At 66.6% G+C, this 17,373-nt stretch carries 17 protein-coding genes and 1 riboswitch; of the genes, 10 read left to right on the top strand and 7 right to left on the bottom strand.

Going from position 1 to position 17,373, the window contains the following annotated elements; translation table 11 throughout:
• Window positions 1-67 precede the first annotated feature (67 nt).
• From WJU27_RS03760 to WJU27_RS03770, 3 genes are read left to right on the top strand one after another with little or no spacing between them, the layout of a single operon-like run.
• Entirely contained in the window at window positions 68-1,339 is a 1,272-nt protein-coding gene (locus WJU27_RS03760) for a pyridoxal phosphate-dependent aminotransferase (RefSeq protein WP_020164923.1), read from the top strand.
• Window positions 1,329-1,787 (top strand): GNAT family N-acetyltransferase, encoded by a 459-nt coding sequence (locus WJU27_RS03765; protein WP_341421164.1) that lies wholly within the window; start codon window positions 1,329-1,331, stop codon window positions 1,785-1,787. Before WJU27_RS03760 ends, WJU27_RS03765 begins: the two co-directional genes overlap by 11 nt.
• Window positions 1,788-1,823: 36 nt before the next feature.
• A complete protein-coding gene (locus tag WJU27_RS03770) occupies window positions 1,824-3,137 on the top strand; it encodes a homoserine dehydrogenase (RefSeq protein WP_020164921.1) in 1,314 nt (437 codons plus the stop codon).
• Between the two features lie 21 nt (window positions 3,138-3,158).
• Here WJU27_RS03770 and WJU27_RS03775 read toward each other — a convergent pair whose 3' ends face one another.
• Window positions 3,159-4,346 carry an HPP family protein gene (locus tag WJU27_RS03775; RefSeq protein ID WP_341421165.1) on the bottom strand — a complete coding sequence of 396 codons (1,188 nt, stop codon included), beginning with the start codon at window positions 4,344-4,346 and terminating at the stop codon, window positions 3,159-3,161.
• A gap of 163 nt (window positions 4,347-4,509) precedes the next feature.
• On the opposite strand from WJU27_RS03775, the gene thrC reads away from it, so the two are divergent.
• The 3 genes from thrC (at window position 4,510) to WJU27_RS03790 (ending at window position 9,499) form a co-directional block, all read left to right on the top strand.
• Window positions 4,510-5,955, top strand: a complete 1,446-nt coding sequence (gene thrC / locus WJU27_RS03780) for a threonine synthase (RefSeq protein WP_341421166.1) — start codon at window positions 4,510-4,512, stop codon at window positions 5,953-5,955.
• Window positions 5,956-6,056: 101 nt separating this feature from the next.
• Window positions 6,057-6,902 (top strand): HDOD domain-containing protein, encoded by an 846-nt coding sequence (locus WJU27_RS03785; protein ID WP_232416033.1) that lies wholly within the window; start codon window positions 6,057-6,059, stop codon window positions 6,900-6,902.
• A 72-nt stretch (window positions 6,903-6,974) separates the two neighbouring features.
• Window positions 6,975-7,063: riboswitch (cyclic di-GMP riboswitch) on the top strand.
• An 87-nt stretch (window positions 7,064-7,150) separates the two neighbouring features.
• On the top strand, window positions 7,151-9,499 hold the full coding sequence (locus WJU27_RS03790; RefSeq protein WP_341421167.1) for a DUF1631 family protein: 2,349 nt from the start codon (window positions 7,151-7,153) through the stop codon (window positions 9,497-9,499).
• 23 nt (window positions 9,500-9,522) lie between these two features.
• Here the strand turns inward: WJU27_RS03790 and WJU27_RS03795 are convergent, their stop codons facing one another.
• Window positions 9,523-9,855, bottom strand: coding sequence for a hypothetical protein (locus tag WJU27_RS03795; RefSeq protein ID WP_341421168.1), 333 nt, complete (start codon window positions 9,853-9,855; stop codon window positions 9,523-9,525).
• 150 nt (window positions 9,856-10,005) lie between these two features.
• Here WJU27_RS03795 and WJU27_RS03800 point away from each other — a divergent pair, with 150 nt between their 5' ends.
• From WJU27_RS03800 to WJU27_RS03815, 4 genes are all read left to right on the top strand, one after another.
• Window positions 10,006-10,458, top strand: a complete 453-nt coding sequence (locus tag WJU27_RS03800) for a DUF3106 domain-containing protein (RefSeq protein WP_341421169.1) — start codon at window positions 10,006-10,008, stop codon at window positions 10,456-10,458.
• Entirely contained in the window at window positions 10,442-11,041 is a 600-nt protein-coding gene (locus WJU27_RS03805) for an RNA polymerase sigma factor (RefSeq protein ID WP_341421170.1), read from the top strand. The genes WJU27_RS03800 and WJU27_RS03805 overlap by 17 nt, the downstream gene beginning before the upstream one ends.
• Entirely contained in the window at window positions 11,034-11,300 is a 267-nt protein-coding gene (locus WJU27_RS03810; protein ID WP_341421171.1) for a hypothetical protein, read from the top strand. The genes WJU27_RS03805 and WJU27_RS03810 overlap by 8 nt, the downstream gene beginning before the upstream one ends.
• A 69-nt stretch (window positions 11,301-11,369) precedes the next feature.
• Window positions 11,370-11,912: a hydrolase gene (locus WJU27_RS03815; protein ID WP_341421172.1), complete on the top strand. Its 543-nt coding sequence runs from the start codon at window positions 11,370-11,372 to the stop codon at window positions 11,910-11,912.
• Here WJU27_RS03815 and WJU27_RS03820 read toward each other — a convergent pair.
• From WJU27_RS03820 to nadC, 5 genes are all read right to left on the bottom strand, one after another.
• Window positions 11,890-12,861 carry an alpha-hydroxy acid oxidase gene (locus WJU27_RS03820; protein WP_341421625.1) on the bottom strand — a complete coding sequence of 324 codons (972 nt, stop codon included), beginning with the start codon at window positions 12,859-12,861 and terminating at the stop codon, window positions 11,890-11,892. The two genes, WJU27_RS03815 and WJU27_RS03820, sit on opposite strands and share 23 nt — an antisense overlap.
• 71 nt (window positions 12,862-12,932) lie before the next feature.
• Window positions 12,933-13,616, bottom strand: a complete 684-nt coding sequence (locus WJU27_RS03825) for a Fe2+-dependent dioxygenase (RefSeq protein WP_341421173.1) — start codon at window positions 13,614-13,616, stop codon at window positions 12,933-12,935.
• The gene (locus WJU27_RS03830; protein WP_341421174.1) at window positions 13,616-15,862 is read right to left on the bottom strand and encodes a TonB-dependent receptor; all 2,247 of its coding nucleotides are present in this window, start codon (window positions 15,860-15,862) and stop codon (window positions 13,616-13,618) included. Before WJU27_RS03830 ends, WJU27_RS03825 begins: the two co-directional genes overlap by 1 nt.
• A gap of 310 nt (window positions 15,863-16,172) precedes the next feature.
• Window positions 16,173-16,310, bottom strand: a complete 138-nt coding sequence (locus WJU27_RS03835) for a hypothetical protein (protein ID WP_008059032.1) — start codon at window positions 16,308-16,310, stop codon at window positions 16,173-16,175.
• A gap of 49 nt (window positions 16,311-16,359) precedes the next feature.
• The gene (nadC, locus tag WJU27_RS03840) at window positions 16,360-17,208 is read right to left on the bottom strand and encodes a carboxylating nicotinate-nucleotide diphosphorylase (protein WP_020164908.1); all 849 of its coding nucleotides are present in this window, start codon (window positions 17,206-17,208) and stop codon (window positions 16,360-16,362) included.
• Between the last annotated feature and the right edge of the window lie 165 nt (window positions 17,209-17,373).

Genomic DNA, 17,373 nt, shown 5'->3' on the forward strand with positions numbered 1-17,373 from the left:
TTTCGCCTGTCGGCAATGTTGCCAGGGCAGCGGCAAGTGCGCGCGCGCCGCCGCATAGGTAATCCACATGTCCCGCCATACGCCCAAAGAGTCATCCGAGTCCGCCATCGTGCATCCGCCGGTCACCAAGTCGTCCAAGCTTGCCAACGTCTGTTACGACATCCGCGGCCCCGTCCTCGCCCGTGCCCGCCAGATGGAGGAGGACGGCCACCGCATCATCAAGCTCAACATCGGGAACCTCGCACCGTTTGGCTTCGATGCGCCGGAAGAGATCGTGCAGGACGTGATCCGCAATCTGCCCGATGCCGCCGGCTACACCGACTCGCGCGGCCTGTTCGCGCCGCGCAAGGCCATCATGCAGTACTGCCAGGAGAAGAGGATTCCCGGCGTCGGCGTGGACGACATCTTCATCGGCAACGGCGCGTCCGAGCTGATCGTGATGGCGATGCAGGGCCTGCTCAACACCGGTGACGAGGTGCTGGTACCGGCGCCCGACTATCCGCTGTGGACCGCCGCAGTGACGCTGGCCGGCGGTACTGCCCGCCATTACATCTGCGACGAGGGCGCCGACTGGATGCCCGACCTCAACGACATCCGTTCGAAGATCACGTCGAGCACGCGCGCCATCGTCATCATCAACCCGAACAACCCGACCGGCGCACTGTATTCCGATGATCTGCTGCGCGACCTGGTGCAGATCGCGCGCGAGCACAAGCTCATCGTGTTCGCCGACGAGATCTACGACAAGACGCTGTACGACGGCGCGACCCACACCTCGATCGCCTCGCTGGCCGACGATCTGCTGTTCGTCACCTTCAACGGCCTGTCGAAGAACTACCGCGCCTGCGGCTACCGCGCCGGCTGGATGGTGGTGTCCGGCGACAAGCGCCACGCGCGCGATTACATCGACGGCCTGAACATGCTGGCGTCGATGCGCCTGTGTTCGAACGTGCCGGGCCAGTTCGCAATCCAGACCGCGCTTGGCGGCTACCAGAGCATCAATGACCTGATCAAGCCGGGCGGCCGTCTGGCGCGTCAGCGCGACGTGGCGTGGGAACTGCTGACCGACATACCGGGCGTGAGCTGCGTCAAGCCGCGCGCTTCGCTCTACCTCTTTCCGAAGCTCGATCCGAAGATCTACCCGATCGAGGACGACCAGCGCTTCATCCTCGAACTGCTGGAGGAGCAGCGCGTGCTGCTGGTGCAGGGCACCGGCTTCAACTGGCCGCGCCCTGACCACTTCCGCGTCGTCTTCCTGCCGCACGAGGACGACCTGCGCGACGCCATCGGCCGCATCGCACGCTTCCTCGACGGCTACCGCAAACGTCATGGCACCTGAGTCGCCGGCGCTCGACGTGGTGCGCGTGGCTGTTGCTCGCGCGGTAACGGAACCGGGCTGGCTCGCCAGGGCCGAAACCGTGCATCGCGCGCTGCGGCCGGATCTGCCGGCTGACTACGCCGGCACGATGCAGGGCATCGTGGCCGACGGCGGCGAGATCGCGGTTGCCGTCGCTGACGGTAAGGTCGTCGGTGTCACGGTCTTCCGCAGCTATCGCAACACGTCCTGCGGTGTGTTCTTCTACGTCGATGATCTGGTGACCGATCCGGCGGCGCGCTCGCGCGGTGTCGGCAAGCGGCTGCTCGACTGGCTGGCGGCCGAGGCGAAGTCGCGCGGCGCGACCCGGCTGCGGCTGGATTCCGGCACCCATCGCGTCGATGCGCACCGCTTCTACCATCGCGAAGGCATGCACATCGCCTGTTTTCATTTTTCGCGTGACCTGGCCTGACCGGTCCGCGGCACCCATTACAAGACGAGGGACAGCATGAAACCCATCAACGTAGGCCTGCTCGGCATCGGCACCGTCGGCGGCGGCACCTGGACGGTGCTTACGCGCAACCAGGAAGAAATCACCCGTCGCGCCGGTCGCCCGATCCAGATCACCGCCGTCGCCGATCGCGACGTCGAGCGCGCGAAGTCGATGACCGGTGGTGCCGCCCGCGTGACCGGCGACGCCTTCGAGGTGGTGCGTGACCCCAGCATCGACATCGTGGTCGAGCTGATCGGCGGCTACACCGTGGCCAAGCAGCTGGTGCTGGAGGCGATCGCCAACGGCAAGCACGTGGTCACTGCCAACAAGGCGCTGCTCGCCGTGCACGGCCAGGAAATCTTCGCCGCGGCACAGGCCAAGGGCGTCATGGTGGCGTTCGAGGCGGCCGTGGCGGGCGGCATTCCCATCATCAAGGCGGTACGCGAAGGCCTGACCGCCAACCGCATCGACTGGATCGCCGGCATCATCAACGGCACCACCAATTACATCCTGTCGGAGATGCGCGACAAGGGCCTCACCTTTGCCGACGCGCTGGCCGACGCGCAGCGCCTGGGCTATGCCGAAGCCGACCCGACCTTCGACATCGAAGGCGTGGACGCCGCCCACAAGATCACGCTGCTGTCGGCGCTGGCCTTCGGCATCCCGGTGCAGTTCGAGCGCGCCCACATCGAGGGCATCACCAAGCTGACCGCCGACGACATCCGCTACGCCGAAGAACTGGGCTACCGCATCAAGCTGCTGGGCATCACCAAGCGCAAGGCCGACGGCTTCGAGCTGCGCGTGCATCCGACGCTGATTCCGGCCAAGCGCCTGATCGCCAACGTCGAAGGCGTGATGAACGCCGTCGTGGTGAAGGGCGACGCGGTCGGCGCGACGCTGTACTACGGCCGCGGCGCCGGCGCCGAACCGACGGCCAGCGCAGTCATCGCCGATCTGGTCGACGTGACCCGTCTGCACACCGCCGACCCGGAACACCGCGTGCCTCACCTCGCCTTCCGCGCCGATCAGCTGTCCGATACCCCGATCCTGCCGATCAGCGAGGTCGAGAGCGCCTACTACTTGCGTCTCCGGGTGCAGGACAAACCGGGCGTGCTGGCCGACATCACCCGCATCCTCGCCGACCAGGGCATCAGCATCGACGCGATGCTGCAGAAGGAGCCGTCGGAGGGCGAGCAGCAGGCCAACATCATCATGCTTACCCACGTCACCCGCGAGAAGCAGGTCGACGCGGCCATCGTCCGCATCGAGGCGCTGGACAGCACGGTGGGCGCGGTGACGCGCCTGCGTCTGGAAGAACTGAACGGCTGAGCGGGCAGGGCGGGCCGGCGCTCAGCCGGCCGGCGCCGGCTCGGCGCTCATCGCGTCGGCCAGTTCGATCCGGTGATACAGCGCCGCCACCATGTCGGTGCGATCCAGCATGCCGACCAGGCGGTCGGCGCCATTGATCACCGGTACCGCCGGCTGACGACCGGAGGCCAGCGCCTCCGCCGCGTCGGCCACGCTGTCGTTCTGGCGCAGCACCAGCACGCCGTCGCGCACCTCGCGCATCATCTGTCCGACCACTTCCGCCTTGTCCGAATGCGTGTGCGGCGAGCGCGCCAGCAGATGGCGCACGGCTTCGCCCATCGATCGGTTCGCCTCGGGCGACACTTCGCGCAGGAAGTCCTCCAGCGACAGCAGGCCGATCACCCGTCGGCTGCGGTCGACCACCGGTAGCGTATCGACCCGCAGCTTGCGCATCAGCAGCCAAGCGTCCGCCAGCGGCGTTGCGAATTCGACGGCGGGCGCCGTGACGGCGCCATCGATCAGATCGCCGCAGCGCATGCGATGCACGCGCTTGAAGGCATGCCGCAACGTGCGCTCGTAGAGATCGACCAGATCGTCCTCGCGAATATCGAGGAAGCTGTCGATCTCGCTCAGCGCTGCCTCCAGATCGCGGTGGGCGATGACGGGCGGCGCCTGATGCATCTGCTGCTGGGCGGCAGGCGGCGTGCCCTGCGGGTAATGGCGGCCGGGAACGAGGTTGTTCACCACCATCACCGCCACCATGATGGCGATCGTGTTCGCCGCCGTCGCCATCAAGGCGGGCTCGATGGCCGCGCCCTGGGCGGCGGCCATGGCCATGGTCAGCGCCATCGCGCCAGCGGGCGGGTGGATGCAGCGCGCCCATGCGGTGAGCCAGATCGACGCCGCCAGCGCGACCGCCATCACCCACGGTCCGGCCGGCAGCCAGTGACCACAGGCATAGCCCAGTGGTGCAGACAGCAGCAGGCCGCCGATCACTGACCACGGCTGGGCCAGCGGGCTGTGCGGCAGCGCGAAAAGGATGACGGAGGTCGCGCCCAGTGGCGCCAGGATGCGTTTTTCCTCGGCACCGAGCGGCAGCACGAAGAGCACGCCCTCGAACAGCAGCAGGCCGAAGAAGCCGGCGAGCGTGCTGCGCCAGCGTTCCGCGCGGGACAGCGGCGGTGCGTCGGATACCAGGTGGCGCCGCAGCAGTTCGGTCAGGCCGGTCATCGATACGGTCCGGACAAAACCCGGCAGTCTACCTGCACGCCCCATTGTGGTGCGAACATGTGCCCATAACTACGGCGAACGCTGGCCGGGGGCTGGCGGTACGCTGTGCTAGATTAATGCCCCTTGCGCGCGCTCCGCGCGCCGCTTTTCGACCACGAATCCGATGCACGACGCGATGTACTACGTATCCACCCGCGGCCAGGCGCCGCAGAAGCGCTTCACCGAAATCCTGCTGGGCGGCCTGATGGAAGATGGCGGCCTCGCCATGCCCGTGCAGTACCCGCGGTTCACGGCGACCGATCTCGAAGCGATGCGCGGCATGGATTACCGCCAGCTCGCCTTCGCCATCCTGTCGCGCTTCGCCGACGACATTCCGGCCGCCGACCTGAAGGCGCTGATCGACCGTACCTATACGCCGGAGGTGTATCGCAACACGGTGTCCGGCTCGGATGCGCGCGACATCACGCCGCTGTACACGCTGGAGCCCGGCCTGCACCTGCTCGAACTGTCCAACGGCCCGACGCTGGCGTTCAAGGACATGGCGATGCAGCTGCTCGGCAATCTGTTCGAGTACGCGCTGGAGAAGAGTGGCCAGCAGCTGAATATCTTCGGTGCCACATCGGGCGACACCGGCTCCAGCGCCGAATACGCGATGCGCGGCAAGCACGGCGTGCGCGTGTTCATGCTGAGCCCGCACGGCAAGATGAGCCGTTTCCAAACGGCGCAGATGTTTAGCCTGCAGGATCCGAACATTTTCAACATCGCGGTCCGCGGCGTGTTCGACGATTGCCAGGACATGGTCAAGGCGGTGTCCAACGATCTCGACTTCAAATCGAAGTACTGCATCGGCACGGTCAATTCGATCAACTGGGCGCGCGTGTCGGCCCAGGTCGTGTACTACTTCAAGGGCTATTTCGCCGCAACCAAGCACAACGGCGAACAGGTGAGCTTCACCGTGCCGTCCGGCAACTTCGGCAATGTATGCGCCGGCCACATCGCTCGCATGATGGGCCTGCCCATCCGTCACCTGGTCGTGGCGACCAACGAGAACGACGTGCTCGACGAGTTCTTCCGTACCGGCATCTATCGTCCGCGCGCCACCGCCGAAACGCTGCACACCACCAGCCCGTCGATGGACATTTCCAAGGCCAGCAACTTCGAACGCTTCATCTACGACCTGGTCGGCCACGACGCCGCCCAGGTTCGGGCGATGTGGGGCGAGGTCGATCGCGGCCGTCCGTTCGATCTGTCGGCGTCGTCGCTGTTCGGCAAGGTGGCTTCCGAGTACGGATTCCAGTCCGGCGCGAGCAATCACGCGCACCGCGTCGCCACGATGCGGCTGGCCAGCGAACGCTGGGGGCGCGCCATCGATACGCACACTGCTGACGGCCTCAAGGTCGCGCTGGAGCGGCGCGAAGCCGGCGTGCCGATGATCGTGCTGGAAACCGCGTTGCCGGCAAAGTTCTCGGAAACCGTGGTCGAGGCGCTGGGCCGCGAACCGGTACGCCCGGCCGGCATGGAAAACCTGGAATCGCTGCCGCAGCGCTTCGAGGTGATGGATGCCGACGTGGCGGCCATGAAGGATTACATCGCGCGCCACGCCGGCTGAGCGCAGGGGGCGCTCGCCCCACGGATTCAAGACATTCGCCGGCCTGCCGTAGACCCGTACATCGAACTGTGTATGTACGGGGACAACTCATGGGTGAGCCGGTGAACGCATCGCTTGAAGCACTGCAACGACTTTCGGCCGAACTGGAATCGGGGGACATCGTGTTCCCGACCAGCATCGACGTCTCGCTGCGCATCCGCCAGGCGCTCGAAAACCCGGACATCAACATCAACGAGGTCGCGCGCCTGGTCGGCGCCGAACCGGTGCTCAGCGCGAAGGCGCTGCGTCTGGCCAACTCGGTCGCCTACAACCGCAGCGGCAACGAAATCACCGACGTGCGCACCGCGGTCAACCGGGTCGGCACCGAGCCGATCCGCATGCTCACGATGTCGCTCATCGTCCGCCAGATGGTCGATGCGCGTGCCGACGAGCGACTGCGCGTGATGACGCACGATCTGTGGCAGCACACCATCCACGTGTCGGCGCTGAGCTATGTGATCGCGCGCCGGCTGTCGCGACTGAACGCTGATGCGGCCATGTTCGCCGGTGTGGTGCACGAGATCGGCCAGTTCTACCTGCTGGCCCGTGCGTCGGCCTTCCCGGCGCTGCTGCAGCGCGAGGAGGAATTGAGCGGCCTGATGTTCAGCTTCAGCCGTAGTGTCGGTCGGGCAGTGCTCGAATCGCTGAAGGTGCCGACCCAGATCATCGATGCGGTCGACGATCCGTCGATCACCGGCCCGGTCGTGCCGCCGCGTTCGCTGGCCGACGTGCTTTTCCTGGCCGAGAGCATGGCGGCCTTCCCCAACCCGTTCTGCAGTGCGACGGCAGTGCACGACGCGGCGATCGCCGAGACCGTCACCGCCGACATCGACAACGAAACGCTCGACGCGGTGGTGGCCGAATCGCAGGAGGAAATCGACTCCATCATCGCGACACTGCAGGTGTGATCGGCTCGACCGCCGGGGAGACCCTCAAGTCCGCGCCCGGCGGACCGTTAATTTCGGTGAAATCTGATAACAGCTGAACCAGGGCAAACCCGTCGAAAGACGGCGACGCAAAGTTTCCGGTCTACAGGGTGACGACACCCCATGACAGCGGGGCCGCCGCTATACTGCGCCACAGGTTGCGCTCCGACCTGAACCTTGCCCGGGTTTCGGCCTTTTCAGGTCGCTTTGAGCGACCGCAAAGGTAAACAATGAGCGCCGCTTCACCGATGCCTCCCAATCTGCCGCCCGAACGCGGACGCGTGATCAACGACTGCCGCGATTTTACGCTGCGTCGTCTGCGCGAATCGCTGCACGGCATGCTGACCAAGATCGAGGAAGATCTGGTTGCGCGTGCAGAAGCCGAGCTCGACCGCGACCAGCGCAACCTCTACATGTTCACCTGCGGTAAGGCCCGCGAGAACTGGGCCGGTATCGAGCAGGCCTTCATCGACAATCTTTCGCGCTATTTCGATGCCCGCGTGCGCGGTGAGCCGCTGAAGGCTTCGGCCGACGCCGCGCCGAAATCGCTTGACGAGCTGAGCCTGGTCGAGGAGGACGTGCTGACCCAGGATCTGGCGGTCAGCGAAATCACCCGCAAGCTGAAGGAACACTGCGACGAGGATCTGTACGCGGTCGAACAGCGCCTGGGCAGTCTGCTCGGCAAGCAGGATCCGACCGATGCTGACAATCCGATCGGTACCGAAGCCATTGCCAACGCGCTGCGCGCGGCGTCCGAGGAGGTCGATCCGGGCGTGCAGATGCGTCTGGTGCTGCTGCAATCGCTCGAGCAGCAGATTTCCAACGAACTGGCTCGTCTCTATCAGGAACTGAATACCCGGCTGGTGCGCCAGAACGTGCTGCCCGGGCTGCGCCGCGGGTTCCGGCGCGCACCGATGGCCGGGACGCGGCCGCGCGGCGCCGGGGCGGCAGCGGGTGGCGAACAGGCGGCGATGCCGCGGCCGGACTTCGGCACCGTGTCATCGGTACAGGGCTTCGGCAGCGCGTCGATGACGCAGGGTTTTGGCACTACATCGATGCATCAGGGCTTCGGCGATCCGTCGATGTCCGGCGTCGGCGGTTTCGATGGCGAGGGCGACATCTATGCGATGCTGGCCCAGCTGGTACAGGGGCAGATGGCCGCCCAGGGCATTCCGATGCCTGCTGCCGGCGGCTCCGGGCCCGCCGCCGGCTTCACGCCGGCCTCGCCCTTCGTGTTCGAGGCGCTGAGTGCGCTGCAGGCCGAGGCCGATCATCTGCCGGTGAGCCCGGGTGTCGGCCTTCCCGTTCCGGTGAATGTACTGCGCGATTTCCGCAGTTCCGATCTCGGCCGGCATCTGGGGCAGTTTGACGCGATCACGGTCGACATCGTCGCGATGCTGTTCGACCTCATCTTCGACGACGCGAACATCGCCGATCCGATCAAGGCGCTGGTCGGCCGGCTGCAGATTCCGCTGGTCAAGGTGGCCATGCTGGATCGCAGCTTCTTCTCCAGCAAAGCGCATCCGGCGCGCCGCCTGCTCGATCTCATTTCCCAGGCCATGCTGCGCTGGGGCCGCGATGTCGGACACGACGATCCGCTGTACGTGAAGCTGGCGGAAATCGTCGATCGCATCCTGCGCGACTTCGAACGCGACATGAGCCTGTTCGAGGCCTGCAACAGCGACCTCGAAAGCTTCATCGAGGCGCTCGAATCCGAGGAGTCGCAGCGTGCCGAAACGGCCGCCCGTCTGGCCGAAGAGCGCGAACAGGAACGTCTGCGCCGCGACGATGCGCGTCGCGCCGCCGACGACGCCGTCGACGACCGTCTGCGCACGCCGCTTCCTGCGGTGGTGCAGAACCTGCTCGACGGCGTCTGGCGCCGCCTGCTGCGCACGCTAGCCGAGCGCGGCGCCGATACCGAGGTCGATTACCGGCAGGCACTGGTAACCGCGGACGAACTGATCTGGAGCGTGCAGCCGAAGAGCGATCCGGAAGAGCGGCGCAAGCTGGTACAGGCGTTGCCCGGCCTGCTGCGCAGGCTGAATCAGGGTTTCGACACGGCCGAAGCGCACCCGGCCGACAAGTTGCTGCTGCTCAACGGCCTGTTCGATCTGCACGCGCAGTGGATCAAGCCGGGGGCGACGCCTGGCGCGCCGCCGCCGGTGAAGCAGTGGGTGCCGGGCGAGGGCTCGGCGAACGATGCGGTACCTGCGCCCGAAGTGGTGACCGAGCACGTCGAGCAGGATGGCCTCGAGTACGAGGACATTTCGCTCAATCTTCCGGCGCACCTCGACATTGCCGACGAAGGTCGGGTGGCCGAACTGAAGCGTGGCGACTGGGTCGAGTTCAAGCAGCCCGACGGCAGTTTTTCGCGCATGCGCCTGAACTGGGTCAGTCCGCAGCGCGGCATCTATCTGTTCACCAATCCGGGTTCGCCGCGCGCCACCTCGATTGCGCCCGACGCGCTGGCGCTGCAGCTGGCGCGGGGCGAAGCGCGTATCGTCGATGCCGCGCCGATGTTCGAACGCGCGGTCAGTCAGGCACTGGCACAGCCGCGCGACGAGGTTGCCGCCGGCTGAGTGTCCCGCGCGCGGCAGCGCATTCAGCGCGCGTGCTGACGATCGTGCTTCTGGTGGCGGATGCTGCGCTTGGCGCGGTCCTGCATCTTTTCCATGCGCAGCGCCTCCTTCCTGTTCAGCGAGCCGTCGGCCAGTGCCCGGTTTTCGGCGTGATCGATGTGCGCCTGCTGGTGTTCGAGCCGCGTTGCCTCGCGCTGGGTGAGCTTGCCACTTTCGACGCCGTGGTCGATGCGCTGTTCCTGTCGTGCCTGTCGCGTGTCGATGCGCTGCTCCATGTGGTCTGAGGGCGTCTGCGCGAGCGCGCCGCCGGCGACGAGCAGGGGGGGGATGGCGAGCAGGCCGGGAATGAGTTTCATCGTGTTCTCCGCAGGTTCAGCGTCGGCGGGATGCGTCCGCTGTGACCGTGAGACGCGTCGCCCCGGCCGGCCCTTACGCGCCGCCGCTGTAAGCGGATGTAATGTCCGGCCACCTGCGTAAGACACGCCGCGCTGCGACGTCAAACTGTCGTGTCCATCTTTCTGCCTGCGATGATGATTTTCCGTCTGACCCTGCTGTGTGGCCTGCTCTGGGCAGGTGTCCTGCAGGCCGAAGTGCCGGCGGTGCCGGACCCGGGTGCCTGGAGTGCCTTGCCCGCCGACCGTCGGGAAGCGCAGGCGCATGAGCTGCGGCAGAAGCTGAAGGCCGCGACACCCGAAGAGCGGCGCGAGTTTCGCGCCCGCCTGCGCGAGCGACTGTCTTCCCTGCCGCCGGAGCAGCGTCGGGAAATGAGCGAGCGGCTGCGCGAGGACTGGAAATCCATGAGCGAAACCGAGCGCGAGCGCCTGCGCGCCGAACGGCGCGCCTACATACAGTCGCTGTCGCCGGATGAGCGGCGTGCGCTGTTGCGCGAGCGCCGCGAAATGCTCGAACGGATGACGCCCGAAGAACGCCGGCGGCTCAAACGTGAACTTGAACGCTGAGGGGACGCTGTCCGGCTTCGGTGTGCTGCTGCCGACCGGCTGGCGCAGCGACGCGCTGTTGCTGCAGCAGGCGAGGGCGGGTGAGCGCGCGGCCAGTGACGAACTGGTTAAGCGCCTGCTGCCGCCGGCCCATGCGCTGGCCTGGAAACTGACCGGCGACGCCGCCGAATGCGACGACGTCGTGCAGGAGGCGTTCTGCCGCCTGTGGCAGCACGCCGGGCGCTTCGAGGGAAGGGCGCAGCTGTCCACGTGGTTCCTGAGCATCGTGCGCAATCTGTGCATGGACCGTTTCAGGCGCAGCCGGCCACGAGCGGACGAGGCGGAGCTCGAATCGCTGGCCGACCCGCAGCCCACGCCGGACGAGCAGTGGCAGGCGGCGGCGCGCAGCGGCGCACTGCGTGCCGCCCTGGTGCGCCTGCCAGAGCGCCAGCGTGCGGCGCTGATGATGTGGGCCTGGCAGGAGTACGATGTGGCGGCGATCGCGCGCGAACTTGGCATTGCCGACAATGCCGCGCATCAGCTGCTGTTCCGGGCGCGCACGCGTCTGAAGGCCCTGCTGGCCGGGGAGACTGACGATGACTGAACGATTTTCCGACGAGGCGCTTCGCAGCGCACTGCGTTCGCTGCCGCCACCGCCGGTGCCTGCAGCACTGGCGGCGCGCGTGCGGGACGGCGGGCCGCGTCGTCCCGTGTCGCACCGCCCGCGCTGGCTGACCGGCGTTGCGCTCGCCGCGCTGGTGCTCGCCGTGGCGGCCGGCGTGTTCGAGTACCGTGCGTGGCAGGAAACCGAAGAGCTGGCGCAGCTCGACGAGCTGTCGATCACCACCATGCTGGTTCTTTGACGCAACGGGTTTTCACCGTCGGGCCGGCCTGCTACGCTGCGCCGCTGCCTTGCCGATGGAGTGCATCTAATGCTGATTGACCGCCAACGTTCCTCGCTGCTGCTGATCGACATGCAGGAGCGCCTGCTGCCGGCGATGGACGACGCCGACCGCCTGCTCGACAACGTGGTGTGGACGGTGAAGATCGCGCAGCGGCTGTCAGTGCCGGTGCTGGTCAGCGAGCAGTATCCGAAGGGCCTGGGGCCGACGGTGCAGACCTTGCGCGATCTGATCCCGGCGGAATCCATCGTGCCCAAGATGCATTTTTCCTGCGTATCCGACGGCTGCCTGAAGCCCCTGCTGGACGAATCACGGCCGCAGGTCATCGTGTGCGGCATCGAGTCGCACATCTGCGTGCTGCAGACTTCGATGGATCTTCAGTCCAGTGGCCGTCAGGTGTTCGTCGTTGCCGACTGCGTCGCTTCGCGTGACCCGTCCAACCGCGGTCTCGCGCTGGAGCGTTTGCGCCAGCACGGCGTGGTCATCGTGTCGCGTGAAATGGTCGCCTTCGAATGGCTGGGTGCGGCGGGGTCCGAAGAATTCCGCGAGATCAGCCGCACCTATCTGCGCTGACGTCGGCCAGCGTGGCGCAGCCGCACAGCGCCATGCTCATTTCCAGTTCGTCGCGCAGCAGCCGGATCACGTGCGCGACACCGAGCGCGCCGCCGACGGCAAGGCCCCACAGATAAGGGCGTCCGACCAGCACCGCGCGGGCACCCAGCATCAGCGCGCGCAGCGCGTCGCTGCCGCTGTCGATGCCGCTGTCGAACAGTACCGGCACATCGTCGCCGACCGCGGCGATCACCTCCGTCAGGCATGTCAGCGCAGGTGGCGCGCAGTCCAGCACACGTCCACCGTGGTTCGACACGACGACCCCGTCGCAACCCAGATCGACGGCGCGCACGGCGTCCGGCGCGTTCAGCACACCCTTGATCAGCAGTGGAACCGGCGTGCGCGCGCGCAGCCAGGCGAGGTCGTCCCAGCCGGGTGCGTCGGCCATCCAGCCGTCGAACACTTCGCTCTGTCCCGGCCGCAACCGACGCCCGCCTGGCGGCTCGATATTGACCGCGCGCACGTCGGCGGGCAGCGGTGACGCGGCAAGCTTGATCGGTGCGTCGACGGTGAACACCACGCAGCGATAGCCGGCGGCGAGCGCGCGATCGAGCAGACGTGCCGTGCGCTCGCGGTCGCCCTGCCAGTAGAGCTGGAACCACAGCGGCTTCTCGGCGGCTCCGGCAATCTGTTCGAGCGGCTGGCTGGCCAGCGTGCTGACGATCATCTGCCCGTCCTGCGCCGCGGCCGCCATCGCGCTGGCGCATTCACCGTCCGGATGCTGCAGGCGCTGGTAGGCGATCGGCGCCAGCAGCAGTGGGTGGCCCAGGGTTTCGCCGAACAGTTCGATCCGCGTGTGGCCGCCGCGCACGTCGGTCAGTGGTCGCGGTCGCAGCGGCATGGCGTCGAGTGCAGCGCGGTTGGCGCGACCGCATACAGTGTCGCGGCCGCCGTCGAGGTAGGTCCAGATGTCCGGATGCAGCAGTTCGCGCGCCCGTTCGCGGTAGCCGGCGATCGACTGCGGCAGGTTCAGCGGCGCGTTCAGGCCGAACCCCAGCGGCGCAGCAGGTTGTGATAGATGCCGGTGAGCTTGACCATGGACGGCGTTTCGCCCAGTTGCTGGCGCAGCGTCAGCAGTTCCATGTCGAGGTCGAACAGCAGACGGCGCTGCTCGGCGTCGCGCACCATGCTCTGGATGAACATGAAGCAGGCGATGCGCGCGCCGCGCGTCACCGGCGTCACCTCGTGCACCGACGACGACGGGTAGAGCACCAGGCTGCCGGCCGGCAGCTTGACGCTGTGCCGGCCGAAGGTGTCGTCGATCACCAGTTGGCCGCCGTCATACTCGTCCGGATCGGTGAGGAAGAGGGTGGCCGACAGGTCGGCGCGCACATAGCCGCTGCCGTCCGGCATCGCGCGCATCGCGTTGTCGATGTGCTGGCCGTAACGGTTGCTGCCACCGGCGTAGCGGTTGAAGAAGGGCGGCAGTATCTTCGCCGGCAGTGCGGCGCTGAAGAACAGTGGCTCGCGGTTCAGCGCGGCAAGCACCCGTTGCCTCAGCTCCGGCAGCGTGGGGGCGCCTTCCGGCACCTGCTGGTTGTTCTTCACGACCGTCGCCTGCGATCCGGCGGTCAGGGCACCGCTGGCCCACTCGGAGCGGTCGAGCAGGTCGCGAAGGGCGGCGACTTCGTCGCCGGAAAGCAGGTCGTCAATCGTCAGCAGCATCAGAAGGAATATATGGCGGACAGTACGGCCGCGCGGCTTGCACCCGGGATGCTCTGGCCGCTGGCAAGTTCGAAGATGTACTTCTTGTCCAGCAGGTTATACACGTTCAGGCGCAGCTTGAGATCCTTGCTGACTTGATACAGCGCAACCGCATCGAACACCCAGTAGTCGTCCACCGTGGTGACCAGATCGCCGGTCAGGCTGCTGCGGATGATGGCATTGCGCGTATCGACGTACTGCGCGCCGCCGCCTACGCTCAGTGCCTCGGTGAGCTGGTAGGTCGCCCAGCCGCTGAAGCTGTGGCGCGGCGTGTTGTCCAGCGTCTGGCCTTCCTCGATCGTGTTATTCGACTTGCGCACCTGGCTGTCCTGGAAGGTGTAGCCCGCGAACAGGTTAAGGCGATTGGTCACGCGGCCGCTGGCCGACAGCTCGAAACCCTGCACCTCCTGCACGCCCTGCAGCACCACCGGCGGTTCGCCCGGCAGACCCGGCGTGCGTCCGTTGAACTTTTCGGTGCGGAACAGAGCCGTCTGGATCAGCAGCGCGTCGCCGAGAGCGTTCCACTTGGCGCCCACTTCGTAACTGCGGGTGCGTTCCGGCTTCAGGTTGAAGGTTTCGGGCGCGACCGGCAGGTTGTTGTTGCCGCCCGCCAGCTGGACGATGTCGGCGCGGCCGCTAGGATCGAAGGAACTGCCGTAGCCGGCGTAGAGGCTGAGCGTCGGAACCGGGCGATAGATCAGACCGAGGTTGCCGGACATTTCCTTGTCGGTACGGGACAGGTGCTGGCTGTAGGCCGGCACCGTGCCGTCGTTCAAGGCGCGCACCGTCGTCTTCACGTGATCCCAGCGCAGGCCGGCGTTGATGTCCCACTGCGGGGTCAGTGAAATGATGTCGCTGACATAGATCGCCGTCGTTTCGAGGTCGAGCTGTGCGCGGGTGCCGTTGTACGGGATGGGCGAGGCCGGGCGCAATTGCGGATCGAGCAGATTGGTCACCGGGCCGTTGGCGTCGAGGCGGCGCTTGTTTTCGTTGTCCTCGCGCGCCAGTTCGAGACCGGTCACCAGGTGGTGCCTGATGCTGCCGGTGGCGAACTTGAAGGTGAGGTCCGTCTGGTTGATCAGCAGATCGGTCTTCTGGTCGCGCGGCTTCTGGTTGCCGACGACATTGGTCGCGCCGGTGATGGTCGTGATGTTGCCGGGCGAGAAGCGCGGCGACGAGAAGATGGAATCGTTGTGGGTGTAACCGTAGCGCAGCTGGTTACCGATGCTCACCTTGTCGTTGAAGTCGTGCTCGAAGCGGAAGCTGGCCTGATGCGCTTCGAGGTCCTGATAGTCGGTCGAGTGACCGTAGAAGTTCGAGTACTTGACCGGGGCGACGCCACCGCCGAAGCCGGAATTGCGCAGGCTGAAGTTGCGTGCATTCGGCAGGCCGGAATCGGGGCGATTGTCCTGGCGCGTGTACAGATAGCTGAGCGTGACACGGGTCGGCGTGCCCAGACCGAAGGACAGCGACGGTGCGATGCCGAAGCGCTTGTTCTCGACGTGATCGCGCCCGGGCTGGTCGTTCTGGTGCGACATCAGGTTGAGGCGGAAGGCGGCGCCGTTCAGGCCTTCGATTGGCTGATTGATGTCGGCGGTGACGCGGTAGAGGCTGTCGGTGCCGATGCCTGCCTCGACTTCGCGTTTCTGCTTCAGCGACGGCAGCTTGGACACCTGATTGATCGTGCCGCCGGTCGAGCCGCGGCCGGCGAAGGCCGAAGCCGGGCCCTTGGTGACTTCGATGCGCTCAGTGTTGAACGGATCGCGGAAGAACACACCGGCGTCGCGCACGCCATCGACCAGGATGTCGTCACGCGCCGAAAAGCCGCGAATCTTCAGCTGGTCGCCGGAGGGCGGATTGCCCTCACCGGCCTGGAAGCTGATGCCGGTCACGTTGCGCAGCGCATCGCGCAGCGTTTTCGTGCCCTGTTCTTCGAGCAGTTGCTCGGTCACCACGTGCACCGTCTGCGGAATGTCCTGGATGGCCTGCGGCCGCTTCGGCGAACTCAGCGCCTCGGCCTTGTAAGGCGCAGGTGCCTGGCCTTCGACCTGCACGGCGGGCAGCGTGACGACGTTCGCTTCCTCCGCCTGTGCGCTGGTGCCAAAGCTGGCGGCCATCAGGGCGGCGCCCAGAGGCAGCAGTGTGCGATCGATGCTGCGGCGAGATGCCGAACTGCGGAAGCGCTGGGTGCGAACGTGTGCGGACATCGGGTTTCCTCTCCGTGGTGACGGCTTGCCGTTGTTGTGTCGGGCTCCTGTGGCGCAGCGCGCACCGGCCCGGAATCAATTCGCGCGCAATGTAAACGAAATGCAAATATTTCTCAAATGCTTAAAAGAACGTTTCGCAACGAGAATGAAGGCGGTGACGGATCCATGGCGGACGGGGCGCTGACGGCGGGGCGGCCGTCGGACGTGCGGGCGCTACGCCGCCCGGGGCGAGCAGGCTGCTTGAGACGGAAGCGGGGGAGGGCGCGCAGCGTCGCGCGCCCGGTTCAGGCGAGGGAGGGGCTGGTGTCGCTCAGAGATAGAGCACGGCCGGGAAGACGGTGACGGCCAGCACGAACACCAGCCATTCGAGGTTGTTGCGGGCGAGAAAGCCAGTGAAGTGCAGGATGAGCACCGTGATCGCCACAACGTAGTACAGGATGAACCACATCAGACGGAATCTCCGCGGATAGGGGCTGGACGAGGCTGGCGCCGGGCGCTCAGCGTTCGACGTGGCGAAGTGAAAGGTCGATGGCGCGGACGTTCTTGGTCAGGACGCCGATGGAGATGCGGTCGACGCCGGTTTCGGCGATGGCCCGCACGCGGTCGAGGTTCACGCCGCCGGACGCTTCGAGTTCGGCGCGGCCGGCGTTGATGGCGACCGCCTCGCGCATCTGTTCGATCGACATGTTGTCGAGCAGCACCATGGTGGCGCCGGCGTCGAGCGCCTCGCCCAGCTGGGCCAGCGTCTCGACCTCGATCTGGATGAAGGCATTCGACGGCGCGATGCCGCGCGCGCGCGCCAGTACCGGACGGATGCCGCCGGCGGCCATGATGTGGTTTTCCTTGATCAGGATGCCGTCGTACAGACCCATGCGGTGATTCAGGCCGCCGCCGACGGTGACCGCGTACTTCTGCGCCAGGCGCAGGCCGGGCAGGGTCTTGCGGGTGTCGACGATGCGTGCCGAGGTGCCGGCGATGGCGTCGACGAAGCGACGCGTGATGGTGGCGGTGGCCGACAGCAGCTGGACGAAGTTCAGCGCCGCGCGCTCGGCGGTCAGCAGGGCGCGGGTTTCCGACAGGATTTCGCACAGCCGCTGGTCCGGCTCGACCCACTCGCCCTCGGCCACATGCCAGGCGACGGTCGCTTTCGGGTCGAGCGCACGCAGGCAGGCTTCGAACCAGTCGCGGCCGCACAGCACCGCTTCCTCGCGCGCCGTCACCATGCCGGTGGCGGCGCGTCCGGCCGGGATCAGCCGTGCGGTCAGGTCGCCGGTGCCGACATCCTCGGCCAGCGCCTGCGACACGTTGCGTTGTATTTCGATGGACAGCTGATCGTTTTCCCGCATGGCTCGTCTTCTGTATTTGTCGCGGCGCATTCTAGCATCGGCCTGCCCCGGCCCATGCGAGCCGCAAGGCTGGCACAGGCAATCCGGCCTTCCTCCCAAGTTCGTCACGAATCCGCTTCACGCGTGCGCCGCCATGCTTAAAGTTGCGCCGTCCGCTGCCGTAGC

This window comes from Methyloversatilis sp. NSM2, from assembly GCF_038066675.1.
Taxonomy (GTDB): domain Bacteria; phylum Pseudomonadota; class Gammaproteobacteria; order Burkholderiales; family Rhodocyclaceae; genus Methyloversatilis; species Methyloversatilis discipulorum_A.